The following is a 21260-nucleotide window of genomic DNA, read 5'->3' on the forward strand; positions in this document are numbered from 1 at the left end:
TGTTATATCAGCAGCCCCGGTGGGCGCAATAATATTTCACGACTGAGCAATTTTCGTTATCTCAAGTGTATGTTCGCCCGATTAACCTGTCATCAGTCGCATCACGCGCTCGCAAAATGAAAGGGCTTTAAGCTCTGCGTTGTGGTCGCTATATCGATCCGGATTGGAAAATTGCCCTAAAAGGCAGATCGAGTGGGGATACCATGGCTGAAACACGACACACAAAGGTTTTGATCATCGGATCAGGACCGGCCGGATACACTGCTGGCGTCTATGCAAGCCGCGCCATGCTGGAGCCGATTCTAGTGCAGGGGATCGAGCCTGGAGGGCAACTGACCACTACTACCGAAGTCGAGAACTGGCCCGGTGACACCGAGGTGCAAGGGCCGGATCTGATGGTGCGGATGCAGGATCACGCCAAGGCCATGGGATGCGAGGTCATCGGTGACATCATCAACGATCTGGACCTCAGCCAGCGCCCCTTCACGGCCAAGGGTGACAGCGGCACAGTTTATACTGCCGATGCAGTAATCCTGGCCACAGGCGCGCGGGCCAAATGGCTCGGTCTGCCATCCGAGGAAAAATTCAAAGGCTTTGGCGTCTCGGCCTGTGCAACCTGTGACGGTTTCTTCTATCGTGGGCAGGAAATTGTGGTAATCGGAGGTGGGAACACCGCGGTGGAAGAGGCACTGTTCCTGACCAATTTTGCCAGCAAAGTCACGCTGATCCACCGCCGCGATGAGCTGCGCGCCGAGAAGATTCTGCAGGACCGGCTGCTCAAGAACGAAAAGATCGAGCCGCTGTGGTTCCATGAATTAGACGAGGTCGTTGGCACCGATGCTCCGCTGGGTGTCGAAGGCGTCAAGGTCAAGAACGTCAAAACCGGAGAGATCACCGAAATCCCGTGCAAAGGCGTGTTTGTCGCTATCGGTCACGCCCCGGCGAATGAACTGGTTAAGGACACCTTGGAAACCCACATGGGTGGCTACGTCATTACCAAACCGGGCACGACCGAGACCTCGGTTCCGGGCGTCTTCGCAGCCGGGGACTTGACCGATCATGTGTATCGTCAGGCTGTAACGAGCGCTGGCATGGGTTGCATGGCTGCGCTGGACGCCGAGCGGTTCCTGGCGGAGAACGACTAGAATGATCACAGAGTTCTCCGGCCCGGTCTGGAGAATTCTGTTCCGCAGCCAATTGGGCATCCCATTGGCACCTGCCCGCGCACCCGAAGGCCGGTTTCATCATTCCGGCCAATTCGCCCTGTATGCTTCACTAAGCGCAGAAGGAGCTGGGATCGCGATACGGCGCTATGTCTCGCCATGCGATCCGCCGCGTGTAATTCAACAGTTTCAGGTTTCCGCAGCGCATTTGATGGACTTGCGGGGGCGCGCCGATGTCTCGATTGTCTGGCAAGACCTGCGGGACAACGGCACCCCTTCCCCAACTTGGCGATTTTCGGATGAAGCACGCGCAGTTGGTGCGGACGGGCTGTTGTACAGTTCGCGTTCGCGGCCCGAACTTAGCCATCTCGTGTTGTTCAGTACTGGGGTCAATTTGATACAGCCGGCTAGCACGCCTAACGATTGGCGTCCCGAAAGGTAACCTTGACCGGCGCACACCGCCGTATCAGGATCGATTCAAACAACGCGACGAACAGGTAAGCTTTTGGATAACGCACTTTGGCGCGGCGGATGGATGAGCCGGCTCAGGATCGCAAGCGGCCTCGTGCTGTTTGTCTTTGCGTTCTTTCACTTCATCAATATCGGCTTGGGTCTGTTTCACACCGATCTGCTGCATGGAATGCAGGACGGGCGCAAGACCGTTAGCCGCCACGGGATCGGAACCGTTCTGCTGTATGCCGCGCTGCTGGTTCACGCGGGGTTGGCTCTGATCTCGATCGCACAGCGCCGCACCCTGAGGATGCCTTTCAGTGTCGCTCTGCAAGTCGTTTTAGGTCTTCTAATCCCGCTTCAGCTGATCTCGCACCTAGTCCAGACCCGATATGCCCATGAAATATTCGGAGTAAATGACGAGATGGGCTATATCATTGTCTTGATGTGGCCCAACAGTGCGATCTGGATGCAAAGCTTACTGCTTCTGTTGGTTTGGGTGCATGGCTGCATTGGTCTTCATATGTGGCTGCGTCTGACGTTTTGGTGGCGCAAATTGACACCTTACCTGATCGGCGTTGCTGTTTTTATACCTGGCTTCGCGCTGGTTGGGCTTTTGACGGAAGGTCGTCGCATCTGGTCAGATTTCGCTGATCCAGACCTGCGCGAGCAATATATTGAACATTACAATTGGCCTTCACCCGAGGCATTTCAGGATCTGTTCGCAGTAAAAGACAATACGTTGTTGGTATTTTGGGGAGCGCTTGCACTCACCGGTGTGATCTATGTTGGGCGCAAGCTGTGGCGGCGGCGTCACTCGGTCCGTATCCGTTATGTGAATGGACCTGAAGTTGTATCCGAGAAGGGTATGACCCTACTTGAGATGTCGCATGCAAACGGCATCCCGCATACCGCCCTGTGCGGTGGCAAGGGTCGCTGCACAACTTGTCGTGTTGTCGTTGAAGAAGGGGGAAACCAGCTGCATCCACCCACAGAAATCGAAGCCCGTAGTCTGAGAGCCATAGGCGCCCCGGACGGCACGCGCCTGGCCTGTCAGATGCGCCCAACGGACCCAGTTACTGTATTTCGCGTGTTCAGACCTGATGGCGCGCGTGATCGAGCCCACGCCAGTCAGGGGCAGGAAAGGCAATTGGCTGTCCTGTTCCTTGACATGCGTGGATTTACAGCCCGCACAACCGGACAATTACCATATGACATCGTGTTCCTTTTGAACCGTTTCTTCGACGCGATTGTGCCTGCCATCACTGCTCAGGGTGGGGTAGTCGATAAATACATGGGGGATGGTTTGTTGGCCATGTTCGAAACGGCGGACACCAAAAGTTCCGCCCTTGCCGGGCTTCAGGCAGCCGCTGAAATTGGCCAGGCGTTAAAGAGATTCAACCAACAACTTGAGGCCGAGGGCAGCGCAGCCGTACGCATTGGCATGGGCCTGCATATAGGCGATCTTGTGTTGGGTGAAATCGGTGCCGCAAAGCACGCCCCACGCACCATCATCGGGGACGCAGTGAATGTAGCCAGCCGTCTGGAGGCCGAGACCAAAGCGCTGGGCGTCGAGCTACTTGTATCAGACAAAGTGCTTCAAGCGGCGGGACTGCAATGCAACCCAAGCGATTTACGTGATTTCAACTTGCGAGGCGTTACCGAACCTGTGCCCGCCCTGCCCGTCCAGAACGCATCCGAACTTGAGTCGCAGATCTCACCGCTGGAACAGATTGCCTGATTGACCACCCCAGATCAAATATCTGCGGAAAGTTCTCGGCGGTGGAAAGTAATAACCAGAAAAACGTTCCATTTCGGGAAAAAACCGCGCATATCCTCCTTTGTTTCTACCGGTCTATGGACATCACACCGAGGTCGGGGCAAATGCCTCACTAACACCTCTGAAACAACAGAAAACGACACTGCGATAAGAGATTTCCTATGACGATGCTAAGCAATCTGGCCCCGATCCCTGAATTATACGTTTCTTACGAATCCGCACAAAAACTAAAGGTCGAAGCAGCCGACCTAACCAGTTGGGACCTAAGTCCCCGACAGATCTGCGACTTGGAACTGCTTATGAATGGCGGGTTCAACCCGCTCAAAGGCTTCCTGAGCGAAGCCGATTACGACAACGTGGTCGATAACATGCGCCTGGCCAATGGAACGCTGTGGCCGATGCCGATCACGCTGGACGTTGATGAGGAATTTGCGGCAACCATCGAACTGGGTCAGGACATTGCCCTGCGTGATCAGGAAGGCGTCATTCTGGGCACCATGACCGTGACCGACCGCTGGACGCCAGACAAGGCACGCGAGGCCGAGAAGGTCTTTGGTGCGGATGATGATGCCCATCCGGCGGTGAACTACCTGCACAACGTGGCAGGCAAGGTTTATTTGGGTGGCCCTATCACTGGCATCCAGCAGCCAGTTCACTATGACTTCAAAGCCCGCCGCGACACGCCAAACGAATTGCGCGCGTATTTCCGCAAAGTTGGCTGGCGTCGGATCGTCGCGTTCCAAACACGCAACCCTTTGCACCGTGCGCATCAGGAATTGACGTTCCGCGCCGCAAAAGAGGCACAGGCCAACTTGCTGATCCATCCCGTGGTTGGCATGACCAAACCGGGCGACGTGGATCATTTCACCCGCGTGCGTTGCTACGAAGCCGTGCTGGACAAATACCCGGCCTCAACCACCTCGATGTCGCTACTGAACCTTGCGATGCGCATGGCTGGCCCGCGCGAGGCGGTCTGGCACGGGTTGATCCGCGCAAACCACGGTTGCACCCATTTCATCGTTGGTCGTGACCACGCCGGTCCGGGCAAAAACTCGGCTGGTGAAGATTTCTATGGCCCCTACGACGCGCAGGACCTGTTCCGAAAATATCAGGACGAGATAGGCGTCGAGATGGTCGACTTCAAACACATGGTTTACGTGCAGGAACGCGCCCAATACGAGCCGAATGACGAGATTCTGGACAAGAACAACGTCACGATCCTGAACATCTCGGGCACGGAACTGCGCCGCCGTTTGCGCGAAGGGCTTGAGATTCCGGAATGGTTTTCGTTCCCCGAGGTTGTACAAGAATTGCGCAATCGTTTCCCGCCGCGATCTCAACAGGGTTTCACAGTGTTCTTCACGGGCTTCTCGGGCTCAGGCAAATCCACAATTGCCAACGCTTTGATGGTCAAACTGATGGAGACCGGGGACCGTCCTGTCACCCTGCTTGACGGGGATATCGTGCGAAAGAACCTGTCCTCTGAGCTGGGCTTCTCAAAAGAGCACCGCGACCTGAACATCCGCCGCATCGGCTATGTGGCCAGTGAGATCACCAAAAACGGCGGTATCGCGATCTGTGCGCCGATTGCACCCTATGCCACCACCCGGCGCGCCGTGCGCGAAGAGATCGAACAATTCGGTGCGTTCTGCGAAGTGCATGTGGCCACCAGTATTGAGGAATGCGAGCGCCGCGATCGTAAAGGCCTTTATAAGCTCGCGCGTGAGGGTAAAATCAAGGAATTCACAGGAATTTCTGATCCTTACGATGTGCCCGAAAATCCCGAGCTAAGCGTCGAAACCAAGAATGTCGAAGTCGACAACTGCGCCCATCAGGTTCTGCTGAAACTGGAAAGCATGGGATTGATCGCTGCCGGTTGAGCACCTCGTAAAAGTAACGGCAGCCTCCGTCATTCGGAGGCTGCCACCTTCGTCTGAAACACCCCACGTTGCCGGATCTGGTGAAAACCGAATATAGATTGAGCAATCGAATGATTGGGTGTGGTCACTGAATGGCGCAGCCTCTGCCAACTATCGCCGGCTTCTGGTACGGTTCGAATTTATCCTGGATCGAGGCGCTTTGCATCCAATCTTATCTCGATAACGGTCACGAGTTCGTTCTATACACCGCCGAACAGATCGATGGTGTACCAGACGGTGCCGTAATTCGCCCTGCATCCGAGATACTCTGGCCTGCTCCGTTCGATCTTGAGAATAACGACCGACATCGAATCGCAGTTTTCTCAGACATCTTTCGGCTGCATCTGATGCGGAAAACCAGTTCTATCTGGGTCGATCTGGACGCGTACTGCGTCAGGCCATTTGAGTTCGAAGGCCCTTATGTCTTTGGCTCCACATCATCTGGATCACTACCGAACGGTGTTCTCCGGCTGCCGAGTGAGTCACAGGCACTGACGCAGATGTTGGAATTTGTGGCGGCCGAAAACCCAACCCAACCATGGCGTGGACCACGCTTGCACCGAAAGAACCGCGATCGTTCCATGCGTGGAGAAACATGGGGGATCGAGACGCTGCCCTGGGGGTGTTCCGGCCCCAAGGCGCTGACTCATTTCATGAACAAGACGGGTGAGGATCGCCAAGCAAAACCGCCAGATACGTTTTATCCACTTGAACAGCAAGAGCTTTGGAAACTGCACGCCCCGAACATTGCGCTGAAAGAGTTCGAGGGTGAGCGGACCTATTCAGTTCATATCTACGGCCATCAAAAGAAATGGCTGGCAAGTCAAAATGCAGGCCTGCCGCAGACAGGGTCATATCTGGAAAGGATCTGCGAAAGGCATTCGATTGATCCGGCTTCGCGACCAATCATTCAGGCAGATTGGATGAAGCAGTAAGCTGCGACAGACCCAATGCGCTATGACAACCCGTCAGGCAGGTCTACCTGCCCACGCATCAGCACATGGCCGCGCCCGGCAACTTTGATTCCAGTCATGGCTTGGGAGGGCCCAACCTTCGTAACGCGCGCCTGGCCGGGCCGCCCCATATCTTGCCCCTGCTCAGCGATAAAACAGTCCTTCTTCATCAAATTATATTTCCACAGATAGGCCGCCATCGCCCCGGTCGCCGAACCCGTAAACGGGTCTTCGGGAGGACTTGGCGGCGCCATCAAAAGGCGCGAAAATGTATCGCCTTCCGCCGTTGCGCCATCGAGTGTGACCAGAAACGGCTCGGCCATGTCGGACCCCGAGAATCCAGCCCTTTCAGCAATTCTTCCAAGCGAATCCACGTCAAGCTTAGCCGCACGCAGCGCTGCGTGATCGCGCAAAACCGTGATGCAGAACGGCAGTCCGGTCGAAACGAATTGAGGTGGAGAGACAATTGCAGCCTCAGGCAACCCGATAGCAGCAGCAACCAACTTGGCTGGCACCTGATCACCAAATTGCGGAGCGACCTGCGTCATCTCAATTTCATCGCCATTAAGATCGATCGATACGATCCCTGCCCCGGTTTCCAGCGTCAGCGCATCGCCTTCGAACAGGTCACGCGAACACATTGCCGCAACGGTTGCGATTGTCGGATGCCCAGCAAACGGAATTTCCCGGCTGGCAAGAAAATATCGGACTCGGATGTCGGCTACATCCGATGGTCCTGTGAAGGTGCATTCAACCAATGAGGTTTCGCGCACGTAAGACATGCAAACCTCATCCGTCAGGCTGGCCCCGCCATGCACGACTGCGCAGCCATTACCGCCAAAGGCCCGATCACTGAATGCGTCCACCCAGTCAAAATCATACCAGCTCATGATGCACACTCCTGCTTTGCCGACTGCGGCAAGATCACCGCAGTCGAGGCAAATGTCACGTCATTTCAGCAGAGTGCGGAGCCGGTTCAGTGAACGGCCACGGGCGAAAGATCATGCTCCCGTGCAAGTACAAAGGCCAGTTTGCGGTCGGCCACCAAAGCCAGCTGCTGACCATCGGAATCGTGAACTGCATAAAGCTGATCCAAGTCGCCTGCCTGCTCGCGCACGTCGCGCGGCAAATCGGCCACATCGACCGCCTTCACATAAACGATCCGGTTGCCTTCGGTATTTATCTCAATCGGTGTATTCATTGCTCTTACCCCTTCTTGATGTTGATTGTCTGAACCACGGTTTCTGGCACGGCGCGGGTCAGATCCACATGCAGCAGACCGTTTTCCATGATCGCCTCGCCCACCTCGACACCATCCGCCAGCACAAACATGCGCTGGAATTGACGGGCCGCGATGCCGCGGTGCAGGAAAATGCGCCCTTCACTGTCATCGCGTTGACGGCCCCGGATCACCAGTTGGCGATCCTCGATCGTGATCGACAAGTCCTCTTCCGCGAAACCAGCCACGGCCAGTGTGATGCGATAGGAAAAATCCGAAGTCTGCTCGATGTTATAGGGCGGGTACCCTTCGTTGCCAGCCTTTGCAGACCGTTCCAGAAGGCGTTCCAACTGCTCGAACCCCAAAAGATGCGGGTATGAGCCTAAGGTAAGTTTCGACACGTATTTTCGTCCTTCTTTGTCAAAGCGACGTTTTGTGCGGCCCCGTTCTGGCAACCGCGTATAATAGAATATGGGAAGATACAGGGATGTCCACAAGGTCTGGCCGGATAAAGCCTGACACACTATCTTGTGCGTAAAGCACCACATGAGCTACTGAGTCGCCAATGAACGCGCCCACCGATCTTTCGATGAAAACCGATGAAGTCCTGCGTGTTGAGTTGGAGGTTTTTCGCCGCCAGCACCGCGATCTGGACGAGGCAATTGAAGCTCTGCAGGCCAAGGGAACCTCGGACCAGCTGACGATCAAGCGGCTGAAAAAGCAGAAACTGCGCCTGAAAGACATTATTCGTCTGATCGAAGACCGATTGACCCCCGATATCATCGCCTGAAACGCGCGTACCGCATTGCCACATAAGTGGATTTGGCTATAGTGCGCGCTCTTTCCGAAGGCAGGGGCACAGTAGCTATGAGCGATGTGAAAGTAGGGATCATCATGGGCAGCCAGTCGGACTGGCCCACGATGAAAGAGGCCGCCGACATACTGGATGAATTGGGCATCGCATATGAGGCACGCATCGTCTCAGCTCATCGCACGCCAGACCGTCTTTGGGACTATGGCAAATCCGCTGTTTCGCGCGGCTTAAACGTGATTATCGCAGGTGCAGGCGGCGCAGCACATTTGCCCGGCATGATGGCGTCAAAAACCCGCGTTCCGGTGATCGGCGTGCCAGTGCAGACCCGCGCATTGTCGGGTGTGGATTCGCTTTATTCCATCGTGCAGATGCCCAAAGGCTTTCCAGTAGCGACCATGGCAATTGGATCGGCTGGCGGGGCCAATGCAGGGCTGATGGCCGCTGGCATTCTGGCGTTGCAGGATGCAGCATTGGCAGAGCGACTGGATGCCTGGCGCGAGGCGCTCTCGGCCTCGATTCCCGAGGAACCTGAGGGATGAGCCGCATCGGCATCATCGGCACCGGCCACATCGCAGCACCGATTGCACGACTAATGGCTTCGAAAGGTCATGAAGTTTGCGTTACCCAGCGCAACGTGCAGGTTTCCGAGGCTTTGAAGGCAGAGCTTGGAGTCGGCGTCGGAACTCCGCAGGAGGTACTTGATGGCTCAGACATCATCTTCCTCTGCCTGCGCCCACATATTGCAGAAGATGTTCTGAGCCCGCTTACCTTTCGCTCTGATCAGCAGATCGTATCTGTGATGGCTGCGGTGCCTCAGACCCAGCTTGCCACATTATGCGCGCCAGCATCAGATTTCGTGCAGACCATCCCGCTAGGGTTCTTGCAGACCGGAGGATGCCCACTCGCCGCCTACGGCAATGATCGCTTGTTGGCCGAGTTGTTTGAGCCAGAAAACCCCGTGGTAAAAGTCGCTGACGAAACGGCATTGAACGCCCATTTCGCAATCTGCGCCATGGTGCCAGGCCTTCTGGATCTGATGGCAACCGGTGCAGGCTGGCTGGCCGAGCAAACCGGCGACGAACATGGTGCCGAGTTCTACACCACTCAACTGATGTCAGGCTTCCTTGAAGCCACGCAGAAAGGGCAAGCGGGTCAATTGGCTACAGAGCGCGACGCACTTGCGACCGAAGGCACGCTAAGCCTTCAGATGACAGATACCTTGCAGTCCGAGGGCGCGCATGATGCTTTGCGCAACGCTCTTACAGCGATTGGCAAACGATTGGAGACGTAACGATGGCAGATATGCTCCCGACCGGTGCAATGATCGGAATACTGGGCGGTGGCCAACTGGGCCGTATGCTGTCGGTCGCCGCAGCACGACTGGGGTTCAAGACTCATATCTTTGAACCAGGTACGAACCCGCCCGCCGGACAGGTGGCGGATCGTGTCACAACCGCTGCGTATGATGATGAGAACGCTCTCAAGGCCTTTGCGGAATCGGTAGACGTCATCACCTATGAATTCGAAAACATACCCACTCAGGCGCTGGATCTGCTTGAAGCGCATCGCCCAATCCGCCCCGGCCGTGAGGCGTTGCGGGTCAGTCAGGACCGGCTGACCGAGAAGACCTTTCTGCAAGGTCTGGGCCTTAAAACTGCGCCCTTTGCAGACATCACCGATCTGAACACTCTACAGGCTGCAATTGATGAAATAGGCACCCCTGCGATCCTGAAAACCCGCCGCTTTGGATATGACGGCAAAGGGCAAGCCCGCCTGCGTGCGCCCGACGACGCCGAGGCAGCTTTGGGTGATATGGCAGGTGCGCCGTCCATTCTGGAAGGGTTCGTGGAATTCAGCCATGAAGTGTCGGTTATCGCAGCGCGTGGCCTCGACGGTCAGGTCGCCTGTTTCGATCCCGGCGAGAACGTGCATCGTGATGGCATCCTGCATACGTCCACAATCCCAGCACGCCTGTCTCCGGCGCAACGAACAGACGCTGTATTACTCGCGGCCAATATCCTGAACGCGCTGGATTATGTTGGCGTGATGGGAGTTGAACTGTTCGTGACGCCTGAAGGCTTAGTCGTGAACGAAATCGCGCCTCGGGTTCACAACTCGGGTCACTGGACACAGAATGGTTGTGCCGTAGATCAGTTCGAGCAGCATATTCGAGCAGTGACAGGTTGGCCATTGGGCGACGGGCAAAGGCACTCGGACGTTGTGATGGAGAACTTAATTGGTCACGACATGGACCGCGTGCCCGAGCTTGCGCGTGAGCGGGATATCGCGCTGCATCTCTACGGCAAGACCGAGGTCAAGGTGGGCCGCAAGATGGGGCATTTCAATCGTATCGTGCGTTAGAAGTAATCGCGCTGACGCGCAATGCCTCTGGCGGGGATACTTTGGGCCAGATGAAGCTGGGATCAGCTTAGAAACCGCCTAGCGATATCACCGGACATGTAGCTGACGCGCCCACCTGACAAAGTGGCCGCAACACGTTGGGTTGTTGCGTCCAATATTACAAGATCAGCGCGTTTTCCGGGTTGCAGTGCTCCACGATCCTTGAGGCCCAGAACTTCTGCGGGACCCGAAGAAACCAAAGCCCAAGCATTTGTGAGATCCAGCAAACCGGATTTAACCAGCATCAACGCAGCACGACGTGGGCTGGGGTAGTGGTAATCCGATGCCAGCGCATCACACAGACCCATTGCGATCAGGTCCAAAGCACTGGCATTTCCCTTATGCGAACCGCCACGAACGACGTTTGGCGAACCGAGGATGATGTGATCACCACCCGCTCTGGCGGCTTCGGCGGCTTCAAGCGTTTCGGGGAATTCCGAGATCATGACACCGCGATCGCGCCAGACCGTACGATCCTGAGAAGTGGAGTCATCATGGCTGCCCAGTCGTATGCCTCGTTCTGTGAGTTTAGCGCAAAGCCCATCCAATGCAGCTGGCACCTCGGTACTGCGTGCGTGCATTGATAGCAGCATGTCAAAATGGGTTTCCGGATTACGCCCCGCCTTCAATGCCTGCCCCGTCAGACGCGGTGGTTTGCGCCCTTCCGCCAACCGATCATGAGGCAGATGATCGTTTAGGACCACGTAGGGGACCTGCCAGCTTTCAATGCGCTCTGGCAGCACCTCATAGTCGTCCAGCATATGGGTTTCAAAGCGTAGCTGTGGGATCAGATCTGTCGCCACATCATCATGGACCGCCGATATGGCCTCGAAGACTTGCCCGGCAAATTCGGGTCCGCGCACGCCACCTTCCCAGCTGTGAAACTGCGCCAGAACAGCGGTCGTAATTCCGTTTGCCGCCAATTCCGCCTCAACCGATAAAATGCCCTCTGCCATCTGCTTCATCGCGCCACGACGCGGTGCGATATGGCGTTCGAACCCGTCGCCATGCAGATCTATGATCCCGGGCAGAACAAAATAGCCCGACAAATCAATCTGCCTCCCTGCCCTGCCCGACTGTACAAGACCGTCTGCGATGGATAATTCACCGCTCGTAAGCCCATCCTCCGGCAGCAGAACATCTGCGCCGGTCAATGTCAGTTCCAATGAGCTCATTGAGTGCGCTCCGATTCGGGTTCCGAGCAGTCTTCGCCCAGACAGATCTGATCGATGATATCCATCACCCCATCAAGCCAAGTGATCTGGGGATCAAACTGTCCGAATTCGATGAAATGCAGTGTCTGCGCCATGACGCGTGGGTTATTCATCATGAACGTATGGGTAACCGGCAGGACAATATGATCTGACATACCCTCAACTTTTGTTGTCTCAATTGAGACCTTGCCGTCATCGGGCCCGTCAATAAGGGACGAAAAAAGCGGATTTAAAGAATTCTCTCCCGCAATCACCCCCAGATCGAAGTCGACAGGCGGCAAGCGGCGCGGAATGCCCTCGGGGCCTGTTCCCAATGCCAGACCGGCGGGTCCATTCAGAAAACCGAACACCTCCCAAGCGCCAAGCTCATCTACCAGTTGGCTGCCTTGGTTCGGGGGGCCAAGCATAACGACGCGCCCAAGTTTCTCGGGTTCATTATCCTGCAACCAATACCGTAACAGAATGCCTCCCATCGAATGGGCCACGACGTTCACCGTGTCGTCACCACAGGCCTCGAAAGCATCGGGCAATGTCTGGTTGGCGAGCTCGGGTATCGGCAAATCTGTCGATGGGTAACCCGGCCTGATTACCGTATAGTCATGGGCATGGAAAAGCTGCTCCATGACGGTAAACGAAGCCTCGGTACGCGCAAGCCCGTGGAGCAGCACAACGCATTTCGCCTGTACCGCCACGGGAGCAATAGTAAGAAAGATCGCTGCTACAAACTTCATACCCGCCAAATAAGACTTAACCAAAGTTGAGAAAACCCCTAGTCGCCGCGCCGCCGCGTCACTGCCAGCGCAATTCCGCCCAGCACAAAACTTGCTCCTAGCAACAGCCGTAGGTTCGCAACCTCTGATAGCAAAATGATACCGGCGGCAATGGCGATGACCGGAACGCTGAGTTGTACGATCGCGGCGACAGCAGGCGAAAGCTGCGGCACAACGCGATACCACAGTGCATAGCCCAGACCGGACGTGACGCCTCCGGATAACGCCGCCAATACATAGCCTAGCGTCGTCATATGCCAGTCACTGCCCATTAGGAACAAGGCGAGTGCCGTAAATGGCAAAGCCACAATGAAGTTTGCAGCAGTTCCCGACAACGCGTCTGGTTCTGATCGCCCAGAGATGGAATAGATAGCCCATCCAACCCCGGCAGCCGTCATCATACTCGCACCCAACGGATCGACCTGCACCGGCCCGGCAGGCCAAAGGACAATTACCAGACCGCCCAGCGCAACCCCGGCACCCAGTAGCTGCCGCATCATGGGTACCGAGCCAGTCAAAGCCCCGATGGCGAACATCGTGATCTGCACCACTCCAAACAGGATCAATGCGCCAAGCCCTGCATCGAGCGTCAGATAGGCGACGGAGAATCCGATCATGTAGAGTAATAGCGACCCTGCCCCAGCTATGCGCCGGCGGCTAAACACTGGGATTGTGCCGCCTCGCATAACCACCAGTGCAGCCAAAACCAAAGCACCAGACAATACTCGGACGACCGCAAATCCCGCCGGATCACTGGCACCGCTATCAATCGCGAGCCGATTAAGGATTGAGTTTGCCGCGAAGGCGCACATGGTCAGTGAGGTCAAAAGAAACAGGCGCATATCGACGGCATAGAGGTTTCAACGCGGTTTGCACACTCACTTTTCTGCGCGAACACAGCACGCGGCTCGCCGTGTTTACCAGCGCAAACTAAAACGGGGCCGCCCAAAGGCGACCCCGTCGATAAGCGCTATGGCTTGAGCAGCTTACATCATGCCGCCCATGCCGCCCATGTCAGGCATGCCACCGGCAGGTGCCGCGCCTTCTTTGGCGGGCTTGTCGGCAACCATTGCTTCGGTGGTGACCAGCAGGCCTGCAACCGATGCCGCATCTTCCAGAGCGGTACGGACAACTTTGGCCGGGTCGATGACGCCGAACGAGAACATGTCGCCATATTCTTCGGTCTGAGCGTTGAAGCCGAATGCTGCGTCGGAAGATTCACGAACCTTGCCTGCAACAACTGCACCGTCGACACCTGCGTTCTCGGCGATCTGACGCAGCGGCGATTCAATAGCCTTGCGCACGATGTTGATGCCTGCGTTCTGGTCAGCGTTTGCGCCTTCCAGAGTTTCCAGTGCTTTACCAGCCTGAACCAGAGCAACACCACCGCCGACAACGACGCCTTCCTGAACGGCAGCGCGTGTCGCGTTCAGAGCGTCGTCCACACGGTCTTTACGCTCTTTCACTTCAACTTCGGTCATGCCGCCGACGCGGATAACGGCAACACCGCCTGCCAGTTTGGCAACGCGCTCTTGCAGCTTCTCACGGTCGTAATCCGACGAGGTTTCTTCGATCTGAGTGCGGATCTGAGCAACACGTGCTTCGATCTCGGCCTTCTCGCCTGCACCGTCGACGATGGTGGTTTCGTCTTTGGTGATTTCGATCTTCTTGGCGGTGCCCAGCATGTCCATGGTGACGGACTCGAGCTTCATGCCCAGATCTTCGCTGATGACCTGACCGCCGGTCAGGATTGCGATGTCCTGCAGCATGGCTTTACGGCGATCGCCGAAGCCCGGTGCTTTGACCGCAGCAATTTTCAGGCCGCCGCGCAGTTTGTTGACAACGAGAGTTGCCAGCGCTTCGCCTTCAACATCCTCAGCAATGATCAGCAGCGGTTTTTGCGACTGGATCACCTGCTCGAGCAGCGGAACCATCGGCTGCAGCGAGGACAGTTTCTTTTCGTGCAGCAGGATCATGCAGTCGTCGAGTTCTGCGATCATCTTGTCTGCGTTGGTGACGAAGTAAGGCGACAGGTAGCCACGGTCGAACTGCATACCTTCGACAACATCGGTCTCGGTTTCCAGACCTTTGTTTTCTTCGACGGTGATAACGCCTTCGTTGCCAACCTTCTGCATCGCGTCTGCGATCTGCTGGCCAATCTCGGCTTCGCCGTTGGCCGAGATGGTGCCAACCTGAGCAACTTCTGCGCTGTCTTTAACTTCGCGCGAAGCGTCTTTGATGCCTTCAACAACCTTAGCAGTTGCCAGGTCGATGCCGCGCTTCAGGTCCATCGGGTTCAGGCCAGCAGCAACCTGCTTCAGACCTTCGCGAACGATGGCTTGAGCCAGAACGGTTGCAGTGGTGGTGCCGTCGCCGGCTTCGTCATTGGTGCGGCTGGCGACTTCTTTCACCATCTGCGCGCCCATGTTTTCGAACTTGTCTTCCAGTTCGATTTCCTTGGCAACCGAAACACCGTCTTTGGTGATGCGCGGTGCGCCGAAGGATTTGTCCAGAACCACGTTACGGCCTTTGGGGCCCAGGGTCACTTTAACAGCATCGGCCAGAACATTTACACCGGCCAGCATGCGGTTACGGGCATCGGTGTCAAACTTGACGTCCTTTGCAGACATGTTGTCTCTCCTTGAGAATATCTATTGAGATGAAGATCAGAGAAAGCGCTTGGGCTTACTCGATGATCCCCATGATGTCGCTTTCTTTCATCATCAGCAGCTCTTCGCCGTTGACCTGAACCTCGGTGCCCGACCATTTGCCGAACAGGATCTTGTCACCAGCTTTTACAGCCATCGCGATCAGTTCGCCGCTATCCTTGCGCGCGCCTTCGCCGGTTGCGACGACTTCGCCTTCGCTGGGCTTTTCTTTTGCGCTATCGGGAATGATCAGGCCGCCTGCGGTTTTTTCTTCGCTTTCGGTACGGCGAACCAGTACGCGGTCATGAAGCGGTTTCAATGCCATCTTTGCAGCTCCTTGGGCTCAAAGTTTGTTTATCCTCCCCTCGCCGACTGACGAGGCGTTAGCACTCGGGTCTCATGAGTGATAACGACGCATAGCTAGGGAGTAACCGAAAGTGAGTCAACAAGCTGCATGAATATTTTTTGCAGCTTAAAGAATCCATAGTAATTGGTTTACTCAATACCCCGGCAGACTAATCTGGTCGCACCCTTGATTGAGGCGGAAACTTTGATGCCTAGATGCCAGTTCCTTGCCGCCGCGAATGTGCTTTCACTTGCTCTGATCATCTGTTTCGCCGCTACGGCGCAGGCCCAAACCCTTATTCAAACCACCCGATTATGGGAGCACCGCTTGGACGCGCGAATTGGCGTCCTTCTGCATGAAACTGACGCTGCCTGGGAAGTCTCGCATCGGGCCGATGAGCTGTTCCCGATGTCCAGTACATTCAAGCCACTCTTGTGCGGTGCGATTTTGGCAGGTGTGGATTCTGGTGCAGTAGACCTGTCAGAAAATGTGGCAATTCAGACATCAGACCTTGTGGAATACTCACCTGTTACGAGCGAACACGTTGAGACAGGAATGACAATTGGTGAGTTATGTCAGGCAACCATGACAATCAGCGACAACGCAGCGGCCAACCTCTTGTTAAAACAACTGGGCGGGCCAGCCGGGCTGACCGAGTTCCTCCGGGCAACGGGCGACGGCACTACACGCCTGGATCGTTGGGAGACTGCCCTGAACGAAGCCACCCCTGGCGACCCGCGTGATACAACGACACCACGGGCAATACTGGAGACAATAGAACGGCTGTTATTCGACGAGGTGCTTTCACCCGCCTCAGCCGCGCAGCTTGGGCAATGGATGATTGATGATCAGGTGGCCGACGGGCTTATCCGCGCTCATCTGCCAAAAAGTTGGCTAATTGGGGACAAAACCGGAGCAGGAGGTTACGGCAGCCGCGCGATCATCGCCTTTTTGCAGACACCTGAACCACGAACATATATGGCAGCCATCTATCTAACTGAAAGCGACGCTCCATTTCCTGAACGCAACGCGGTGCTCTCAGACATTGGCCAAGCGATGATCGCTGAGATTAGCGCACGGATTGACTGATCACCTTCAGCACGCGGCAAGTCGGCTATTCCGCTTCTTCCCAGCTATATGCCCAATGTTTCAATCCTTCGACCCCCGAGGCAGATAGGGCATATACGCCTTTCTCCACCTTCTCAAACCAGCCGTAGTGGTTGTCATACATCAGGCGCGTGGCTGTTTGGACCCCCGTCGCCTTTGCCACCGTTGCCCCTTTGACCGCGCCATGTTCAGCCAGATGTGCCGCGCATTTAAGCGCATCTTGCCGATAGGCCGTCACAATACCATGGCGCGTGGCACCGCCTGCATTCGGATCACCCTGTAGCCGTTCAAATTCCCGCAGCAATCGCTTGGCTTTCACCTTGTCTTTGCGTGGCGTATATGGGCCAGGGTCGCATTGAACCTCAACCGTACCATCCGGGCGCACGGTGATCAGGCCCAGGCCCAAACGGCGACACATCGCCAGATTGTCCTTCAAAGCCCGTCGCGCCATTCGCCCTTTGGGCTTACAGACCCCGATGTAGACTTGATCGGTCACTTTCAGGCGCGTGATGGCCTGATGAAACAGCGCAAGGTTAAAGCGCAGTTTGAGTTCGACGATCACCAAGTCTTCGCCATCGCGTACGGCCACGATATCCGCAGCGCCGACCTCTCCTTTCACGGTATAGCCCTGTCGTTCCAACAACGCTTTGATTGGAGGGTAGAGATCTTGCTCAAGCTTCATGAGGCCATGCTATGCGGTTTCGTGCAGATTGCCAGCCGCTGCTTGATAACAAACCACGTTGCAGGCCGTAAGAAGGCAGGGGTATGAATTGTGCATCGTCGCAAGCTGCGGAAGGATTCCCATGCGTCTGCTCAGCATCTGTCTTTGCCTATTATTTCCTATCACCGCGCAAGCAGCCTGTGAGGGGCGAGATCTGAGGCTTGATCTGTCGACCGAAGCTCAGGCTGAGCTGGACGATACGCTTCGCGCTATTCCATTTCCGGAAGGCAATCACTGGATCGCCACGAAGGACAACACTGTGCTGCATTTGATCGGCACTCTGCACACCAACGATGCGCGAATGGGGCCAGTGGTTGATAGATTAGCGCCAGTCCTGAGCCAGGTCGACGCGTTCTACTTTGAAGTTACAAAGACAGAAATGGAGGCTTTCGAGAAAGACTTGGCCGAGGACCTCAGCCCGGTATTGATCACATCAGGGCCGACTTTGATCGATCTGATGTCAGAAGAAGATTGGGCCGCGTTGTCGGAAACGCTGGCTGATCGCGGGATTCCCAGTTGGATGGCTGCGAAGATGCGCCCTTGGTTCCTGAGCATGATGCTTGGCATTCCGCCTTGCCTGATGAGTACCCCCGATTTCGATCGGGGCATGGATACGCGCTTGACCGAATTGGCCGATGAACATCAAATTCCTCAGTATTCGCTCGAACGCATCGAGGACTTGATTGTCATGTTCGACAGTCATTCGTTGGAAGATCAGGTTGCCTCGCTGACCCGGATGTCAGGCGCACTGGAGGCGGGTGACGATCAAATGATCACCATGGCGAATGCGTATATCGAGGAACAGCACGCCGCAATCATGGAATTGGCCAAGATACAGGGGCTTGAAGCATCAGGACTGACACCCGAGGAGTTTGACGCCGAATGGCAGAGTTTTGAGGATCAGCTTCTGATACAGCGCAACGCAAATTGGATGGAAATAATTTTGAGCCTGAAGGATCAGACCGCAGTCATCGCTGTCGGGGCCGGACATCTAAGCAATGACTACGGCTTGCTAAACCAGTTGCAACATGCGGGATACACCTTGGAGCGCGCTGAATTCTAGGAAATCAGACCAAGGGTCGCAGCACCTTTCCTTCCAGGTGACATCCGGGATTGACCACCCTATAAGGCGCGCAAATCCACATTCTTCAGGACACGCGACATGACAACGCTAGTTTTTGGCCATAAATCTCCCGACACCGATTCCACCGGCTCTCCGATCCTGTGGTCCTGGTATCTGAACGAAGTGAAGGGTGAGCAGGCCCAGCCTGCATTGCTGGGTGAACCCAACACCGAAGCGGCGTTCATGCTGGAACGCTGGGACCTGCCCAAGCCTCAGATCATCGAGGACGTGGCAGAAGATGCGCCCGTTATCATCGTCGACACCAACAATCCGGCTGAGTTGCCGGCCAGCATCAACAGCGCCGACATCCGCGCGATCATCGACCACCACAAGCTGGTTGGCGGACTTGAAACCAAAGGCCCGATCGATATCACCGTGCGCCCACTGGCCTGCACGGCAACCATCATGGTCGACCTGATGGGTGACGATGCCGCCAAGATGCCTGACGCCATCAAAGGTGCAGCGCTGACCTGCATCCTGTCGGACACGCTGGAGTTCCGCTCACCCACCACCACCGCCCATGATCGTGCCGTGGCCGAGAAATTGGCGGCTGAGCTTGGTCTGGATGTCGCGGCCTACGCCGCCGACATGTTTGCAGCGAAATCGGATGTCTCGTCTTTCTCGGACGCCGAACTGATCCGCATGGACAGCAAGGAATACGAAGTCGACGGCACCAAGTTCCGGGTCTCGGTTCTGGAAACTACAGCACCCGGCGTCGTGCTGGATCGCAAGGACAGCATCGTAAGCACGATGACCGATGTGGCCAAAGAAGACGGTGTTGATCAGGTGTTGCTGTTCGTGGTCGACATTCTGAACGAAGAGGCGACCCTGCTGGTTCCAAACGATCTGGTCAAAGGCGTCGCCGAGAAAAGCTTTGGCGCTACCGTAGACGGCGACGCGGTTGTCCTGCCAGGCATCATGAGCCGGAAAAAGCAGATCATTCCAAACCTCAAGGTCTGAGTTTAGATCATCAAAGGCGCTCGAACCGGGCGCCTTTCTTTTTGCGAGGCTCTACCTCGCGCTCCGGGATATTTGTGGACAGATGAACAAGGGAATCCTATTCCCTTCAACACGCCCAAAGCGGGACCTCTGGCAAATCTGGCCGGGCTCTGCCATAGGCTTGGTATCTTGCATTCCCTGTTCCACGAGGCGCGCCATGACTCAAATCGTTTCTTCACTTGCGGAAATCTCTGACAGGTACAAAGCGCTGTTCGTTGATTTGTGGGGGTGCGTTCACAACGGGATCACCGCCTACCCCGAGGCCGTGGCTGCCCTGCAAGCTTATCGGCAAAAAGGCGGCACTGTGGTTCTGGTGACCAACTCTCCCAAGCCCCGAGCCGGTGTTGCAGTGCAGCTAACGCAATTCAACGTACCCGCGGACGCCTATGACACCATCGCGACCAGCGGCGATTCGGCACGTTCTGCGATGTATCGCGGGACGGTTGGTCATAAAGTCTATTTCATGGGCGAATGGCAACGTGACGCGGGATTTTTTGAACCTCTGAAACTGCTGGATCATCCTATCCATATCGAACGCGTGGCGCTGGACGAAGCTGAAGGCATTGTGTGCTGCGGCCCGTTCGACCCGATGGCAGACCCGGATGTAAACCGGCCCGACTTTCTGTATGCCAAGCAGAAAGGATTGAAACTGCTTTGCGCCAACCCCGATATCGTCGTGGACCGAGGCGAAACACGCGAGTGGTGCGCAGGAGCTTTAGCCCGGCTTTACAGTGAGATGGGAGGTGAAAGCCTGTATTTCGGCAAGCCGCACCCGCCGATCTATGATCTGGCCCGACGAAGGCTGCAAGCAATCGGAGTCGACGCCTCGGATTCCGAGATACTGGCGATTGGTGACGGGCCGCAGACTGACATCGCGGGGGGCATGGGTGAAGGCATTGACACCTTGTTCATCACCGGGGGACTGGCCGCTGCTGAAACCAAAACCGCACATCACCCGGATGAGGATGCATTGCGGGTCCATAACGAAAAAGAACAGATTAACCCAACCTTCTCGATTGGCCGTTTGAGATAGCAAAAAAGACTTGATTTTCTGCGACTGCGAAGTAATAAAGTTGCCGACGAGCGGCAAAAGATAGTCTTTTGTTACTCTTTCGATCTCGGATGAGGGCAGCATGTTGGATAACCTTCCACGCGGAACGATTTGTATCGAAGACATCGAAATGGGCATGTCACGGCATCTGCGCAAAGTGGTGACAGATGAAGACATCGAGATGTTTGCCCAGGTGTCGACAGACCGTAACCCAGTTCATCTGGATGATGATTATGCCCGCGATACGATTTTCGAAGGGCGTATAGCGCATGGCATGCTGACCGCTGGTCTGATCTCTGCCGTGATAGGAGAGCAGCTGCCCGGACATGGGACCGTATACATGGGTCAATCGCTCAAATTTCTGGCGCCGGTGCGTCCGGGGGACATGGTTTATGCCGAGGTCAAGGTGATCGATATCGATTTCTCCAAACGTCGGGTTAAGCTGGATTGTCACTGCGCTGTCGACGGTAAGAAAGTGCTGGTGGGTGAGGCCATGGTGCTGGCACCAAGCCGCAAGTTCGACTGATCACGCAGCTTAGCCGATCTGCGGCTTGAACCTGACGGTCAGTCCCGCTAGGCAATC

23 protein-coding genes are annotated in these 21260 nt (G+C 55.9%); 14 read left to right on the forward strand and 9 right to left on the reverse strand.

What is annotated here, in order from left to right:
- Positions 1–203: 203 nt before the first annotated feature.
- From trxB to ACRZ91_RS13215, 5 genes are all read left to right on the forward strand, one after another.
- Entirely contained in the window at positions 204–1145 is a 942-nt protein-coding gene (trxB, locus tag ACRZ91_RS13195) for a thioredoxin-disulfide reductase (RefSeq protein WP_170472933.1), read from the forward strand.
- 1 nt (position 1146) lies between these two features.
- Positions 1147–1605, forward strand: coding sequence for an RES family NAD+ phosphorylase (locus tag ACRZ91_RS13200; RefSeq protein WP_170772578.1), 459 nt, complete (start codon positions 1147–1149; stop codon positions 1603–1605).
- A 93-nt stretch (positions 1606–1698) separates the two neighbouring features.
- Complete coding sequence (locus ACRZ91_RS13205) at positions 1699–3354, forward strand: adenylate/guanylate cyclase domain-containing protein (RefSeq protein ID WP_480906068.1); 1656 nt, start codon at positions 1699–1701, stop codon at positions 3352–3354.
- A 200-nt stretch (positions 3355–3554) separates the two neighbouring features.
- Positions 3555–5273 carry a bifunctional sulfate adenylyltransferase/adenylylsulfate kinase gene (locus ACRZ91_RS13210; RefSeq protein WP_480906071.1) on the forward strand — a complete coding sequence of 573 codons (1719 nt, stop codon included), beginning with the start codon at positions 3555–3557 and terminating at the stop codon, positions 5271–5273.
- Positions 5274–5404: 131 nt separating this feature from the next.
- Entirely contained in the window at positions 5405–6247 is an 843-nt protein-coding gene (locus ACRZ91_RS13215; protein ID WP_480906074.1) for a glycosyltransferase family 32 protein, read from the forward strand.
- A gap of 20 nt (positions 6248–6267) precedes the next feature.
- Here the strand turns inward: ACRZ91_RS13215 and ACRZ91_RS13220 are convergent, their stop codons facing one another.
- From ACRZ91_RS13220 to ACRZ91_RS13230, 3 genes are all read right to left on the reverse strand, one after another.
- On the reverse strand, positions 6268–7155 hold the full coding sequence (locus ACRZ91_RS13220; RefSeq protein WP_480906077.1) for a PhzF family phenazine biosynthesis protein: 888 nt from the start codon (positions 7153–7155) through the stop codon (positions 6268–6270).
- A gap of 86 nt (positions 7156–7241) precedes the next feature.
- Positions 7242–7466, reverse strand: a complete 225-nt coding sequence (locus ACRZ91_RS13225; protein WP_010441789.1) for a DUF1150 family protein — start codon at positions 7464–7466, stop codon at positions 7242–7244.
- Between the two features lie 5 nt (positions 7467–7471).
- Complete coding sequence (locus ACRZ91_RS13230) at positions 7472–7885, reverse strand: Hsp20 family protein (RefSeq protein ID WP_010441788.1); 414 nt, start codon at positions 7883–7885, stop codon at positions 7472–7474.
- A gap of 164 nt (positions 7886–8049) precedes the next feature.
- On the opposite strand from ACRZ91_RS13230, the gene ACRZ91_RS13235 reads away from it, so the two are divergent.
- The 4 genes from ACRZ91_RS13235 to ACRZ91_RS13250 all read left to right on the forward strand — a co-directional run bounded on the left by ACRZ91_RS13235 (position 8050) and on the right by ACRZ91_RS13250 (position 10659).
- The gene (locus ACRZ91_RS13235) at positions 8050–8274 is read left to right on the forward strand and encodes a YdcH family protein (protein WP_010441787.1); all 225 of its coding nucleotides are present in this window, start codon (positions 8050–8052) and stop codon (positions 8272–8274) included.
- A gap of 77 nt (positions 8275–8351) precedes the next feature.
- Positions 8352–8837, forward strand: a complete 486-nt coding sequence (gene purE / locus ACRZ91_RS13240; RefSeq protein WP_480906081.1) for a 5-(carboxyamino)imidazole ribonucleotide mutase — start codon at positions 8352–8354, stop codon at positions 8835–8837.
- A complete protein-coding gene (locus ACRZ91_RS13245; protein ID WP_480906084.1) occupies positions 8834–9589 on the forward strand; it encodes an NAD(P)-binding domain-containing protein in 756 nt (251 codons plus the stop codon). The genes purE and ACRZ91_RS13245 overlap by 4 nt, the downstream gene beginning before the upstream one ends.
- Before the next feature lie 2 nt (positions 9590–9591).
- Positions 9592–10659, forward strand: a complete 1068-nt coding sequence (locus ACRZ91_RS13250; protein WP_480906086.1) for a 5-(carboxyamino)imidazole ribonucleotide synthase — start codon at positions 9592–9594, stop codon at positions 10657–10659.
- 62 nt (positions 10660–10721) lie between these two features.
- Here ACRZ91_RS13250 and ACRZ91_RS13255 read toward each other — a convergent pair whose 3' ends face one another.
- The 5 genes from ACRZ91_RS13255 to groES form a co-directional block, all read right to left on the reverse strand.
- A complete protein-coding gene (locus tag ACRZ91_RS13255) occupies positions 10722–11873 on the reverse strand; it encodes an alpha-D-ribose 1-methylphosphonate 5-triphosphate diphosphatase (RefSeq protein ID WP_480906089.1) in 1152 nt (383 codons plus the stop codon).
- On the reverse strand, positions 11870–12643 hold the full coding sequence (locus ACRZ91_RS13260) for an alpha/beta hydrolase (RefSeq protein WP_170779507.1): 774 nt from the start codon (positions 12641–12643) through the stop codon (positions 11870–11872). Before ACRZ91_RS13260 ends, ACRZ91_RS13255 begins: the two co-directional genes overlap by 4 nt.
- Before the next feature lie 38 nt (positions 12644–12681).
- Entirely contained in the window at positions 12682–13524 is an 843-nt protein-coding gene (locus ACRZ91_RS13265; RefSeq protein ID WP_480906093.1) for a DMT family transporter, read from the reverse strand.
- 144 nt (positions 13525–13668) lie between these two features.
- Positions 13669–15312, reverse strand: coding sequence for a chaperonin GroEL (gene groL, locus ACRZ91_RS13270; RefSeq protein ID WP_170541347.1), 1644 nt, complete (start codon positions 15310–15312; stop codon positions 13669–13671).
- Between the two features lie 55 nt (positions 15313–15367).
- The gene (groES, locus tag ACRZ91_RS13275; protein WP_039523824.1) at positions 15368–15655 is read right to left on the reverse strand and encodes a co-chaperone GroES; all 288 of its coding nucleotides are present in this window, start codon (positions 15653–15655) and stop codon (positions 15368–15370) included.
- A 228-nt stretch (positions 15656–15883) separates the two neighbouring features.
- Between groES and bla the strand changes: the two genes are divergently transcribed.
- Positions 15884–16765, forward strand: coding sequence for a class A beta-lactamase (gene bla / locus ACRZ91_RS13280; protein ID WP_480906096.1), 882 nt, complete (start codon positions 15884–15886; stop codon positions 16763–16765).
- Positions 16766–16790: 25 nt separating this feature from the next.
- Here bla and ACRZ91_RS13285 read toward each other — a convergent pair whose 3' ends face one another.
- Positions 16791–17465, reverse strand: a complete 675-nt coding sequence (locus tag ACRZ91_RS13285) for a DUF2161 domain-containing phosphodiesterase (protein ID WP_170541353.1) — start codon at positions 17463–17465, stop codon at positions 16791–16793.
- A gap of 121 nt (positions 17466–17586) precedes the next feature.
- Between ACRZ91_RS13285 and ACRZ91_RS13290 the strand changes: the two genes are divergently transcribed.
- From ACRZ91_RS13290 to ACRZ91_RS13305, 4 genes are all read left to right on the forward strand, one after another.
- Positions 17587–18567, forward strand: coding sequence for a TraB/GumN family protein (locus tag ACRZ91_RS13290; protein WP_480906099.1), 981 nt, complete (start codon positions 17587–17589; stop codon positions 18565–18567).
- Between the two features lie 99 nt (positions 18568–18666).
- Positions 18667–19587, forward strand: a complete 921-nt coding sequence (locus tag ACRZ91_RS13295; protein ID WP_480906102.1) for a manganese-dependent inorganic pyrophosphatase — start codon at positions 18667–18669, stop codon at positions 19585–19587.
- Between the two features lie 196 nt (positions 19588–19783).
- On the forward strand, positions 19784–20659 hold the full coding sequence (locus ACRZ91_RS13300; RefSeq protein WP_480906104.1) for a TIGR01459 family HAD-type hydrolase: 876 nt from the start codon (positions 19784–19786) through the stop codon (positions 20657–20659).
- Between the two features lie 100 nt (positions 20660–20759).
- Positions 20760–21203: a MaoC family dehydratase gene (locus ACRZ91_RS13305; RefSeq protein ID WP_010441772.1), complete on the forward strand. Its 444-nt coding sequence runs from the start codon at positions 20760–20762 to the stop codon at positions 21201–21203.
- The last annotated feature ends 57 nt before the right edge of the window (positions 21204–21260 follow it).

The organism is Ruegeria sp. O11 (assembly GCF_056535285.1).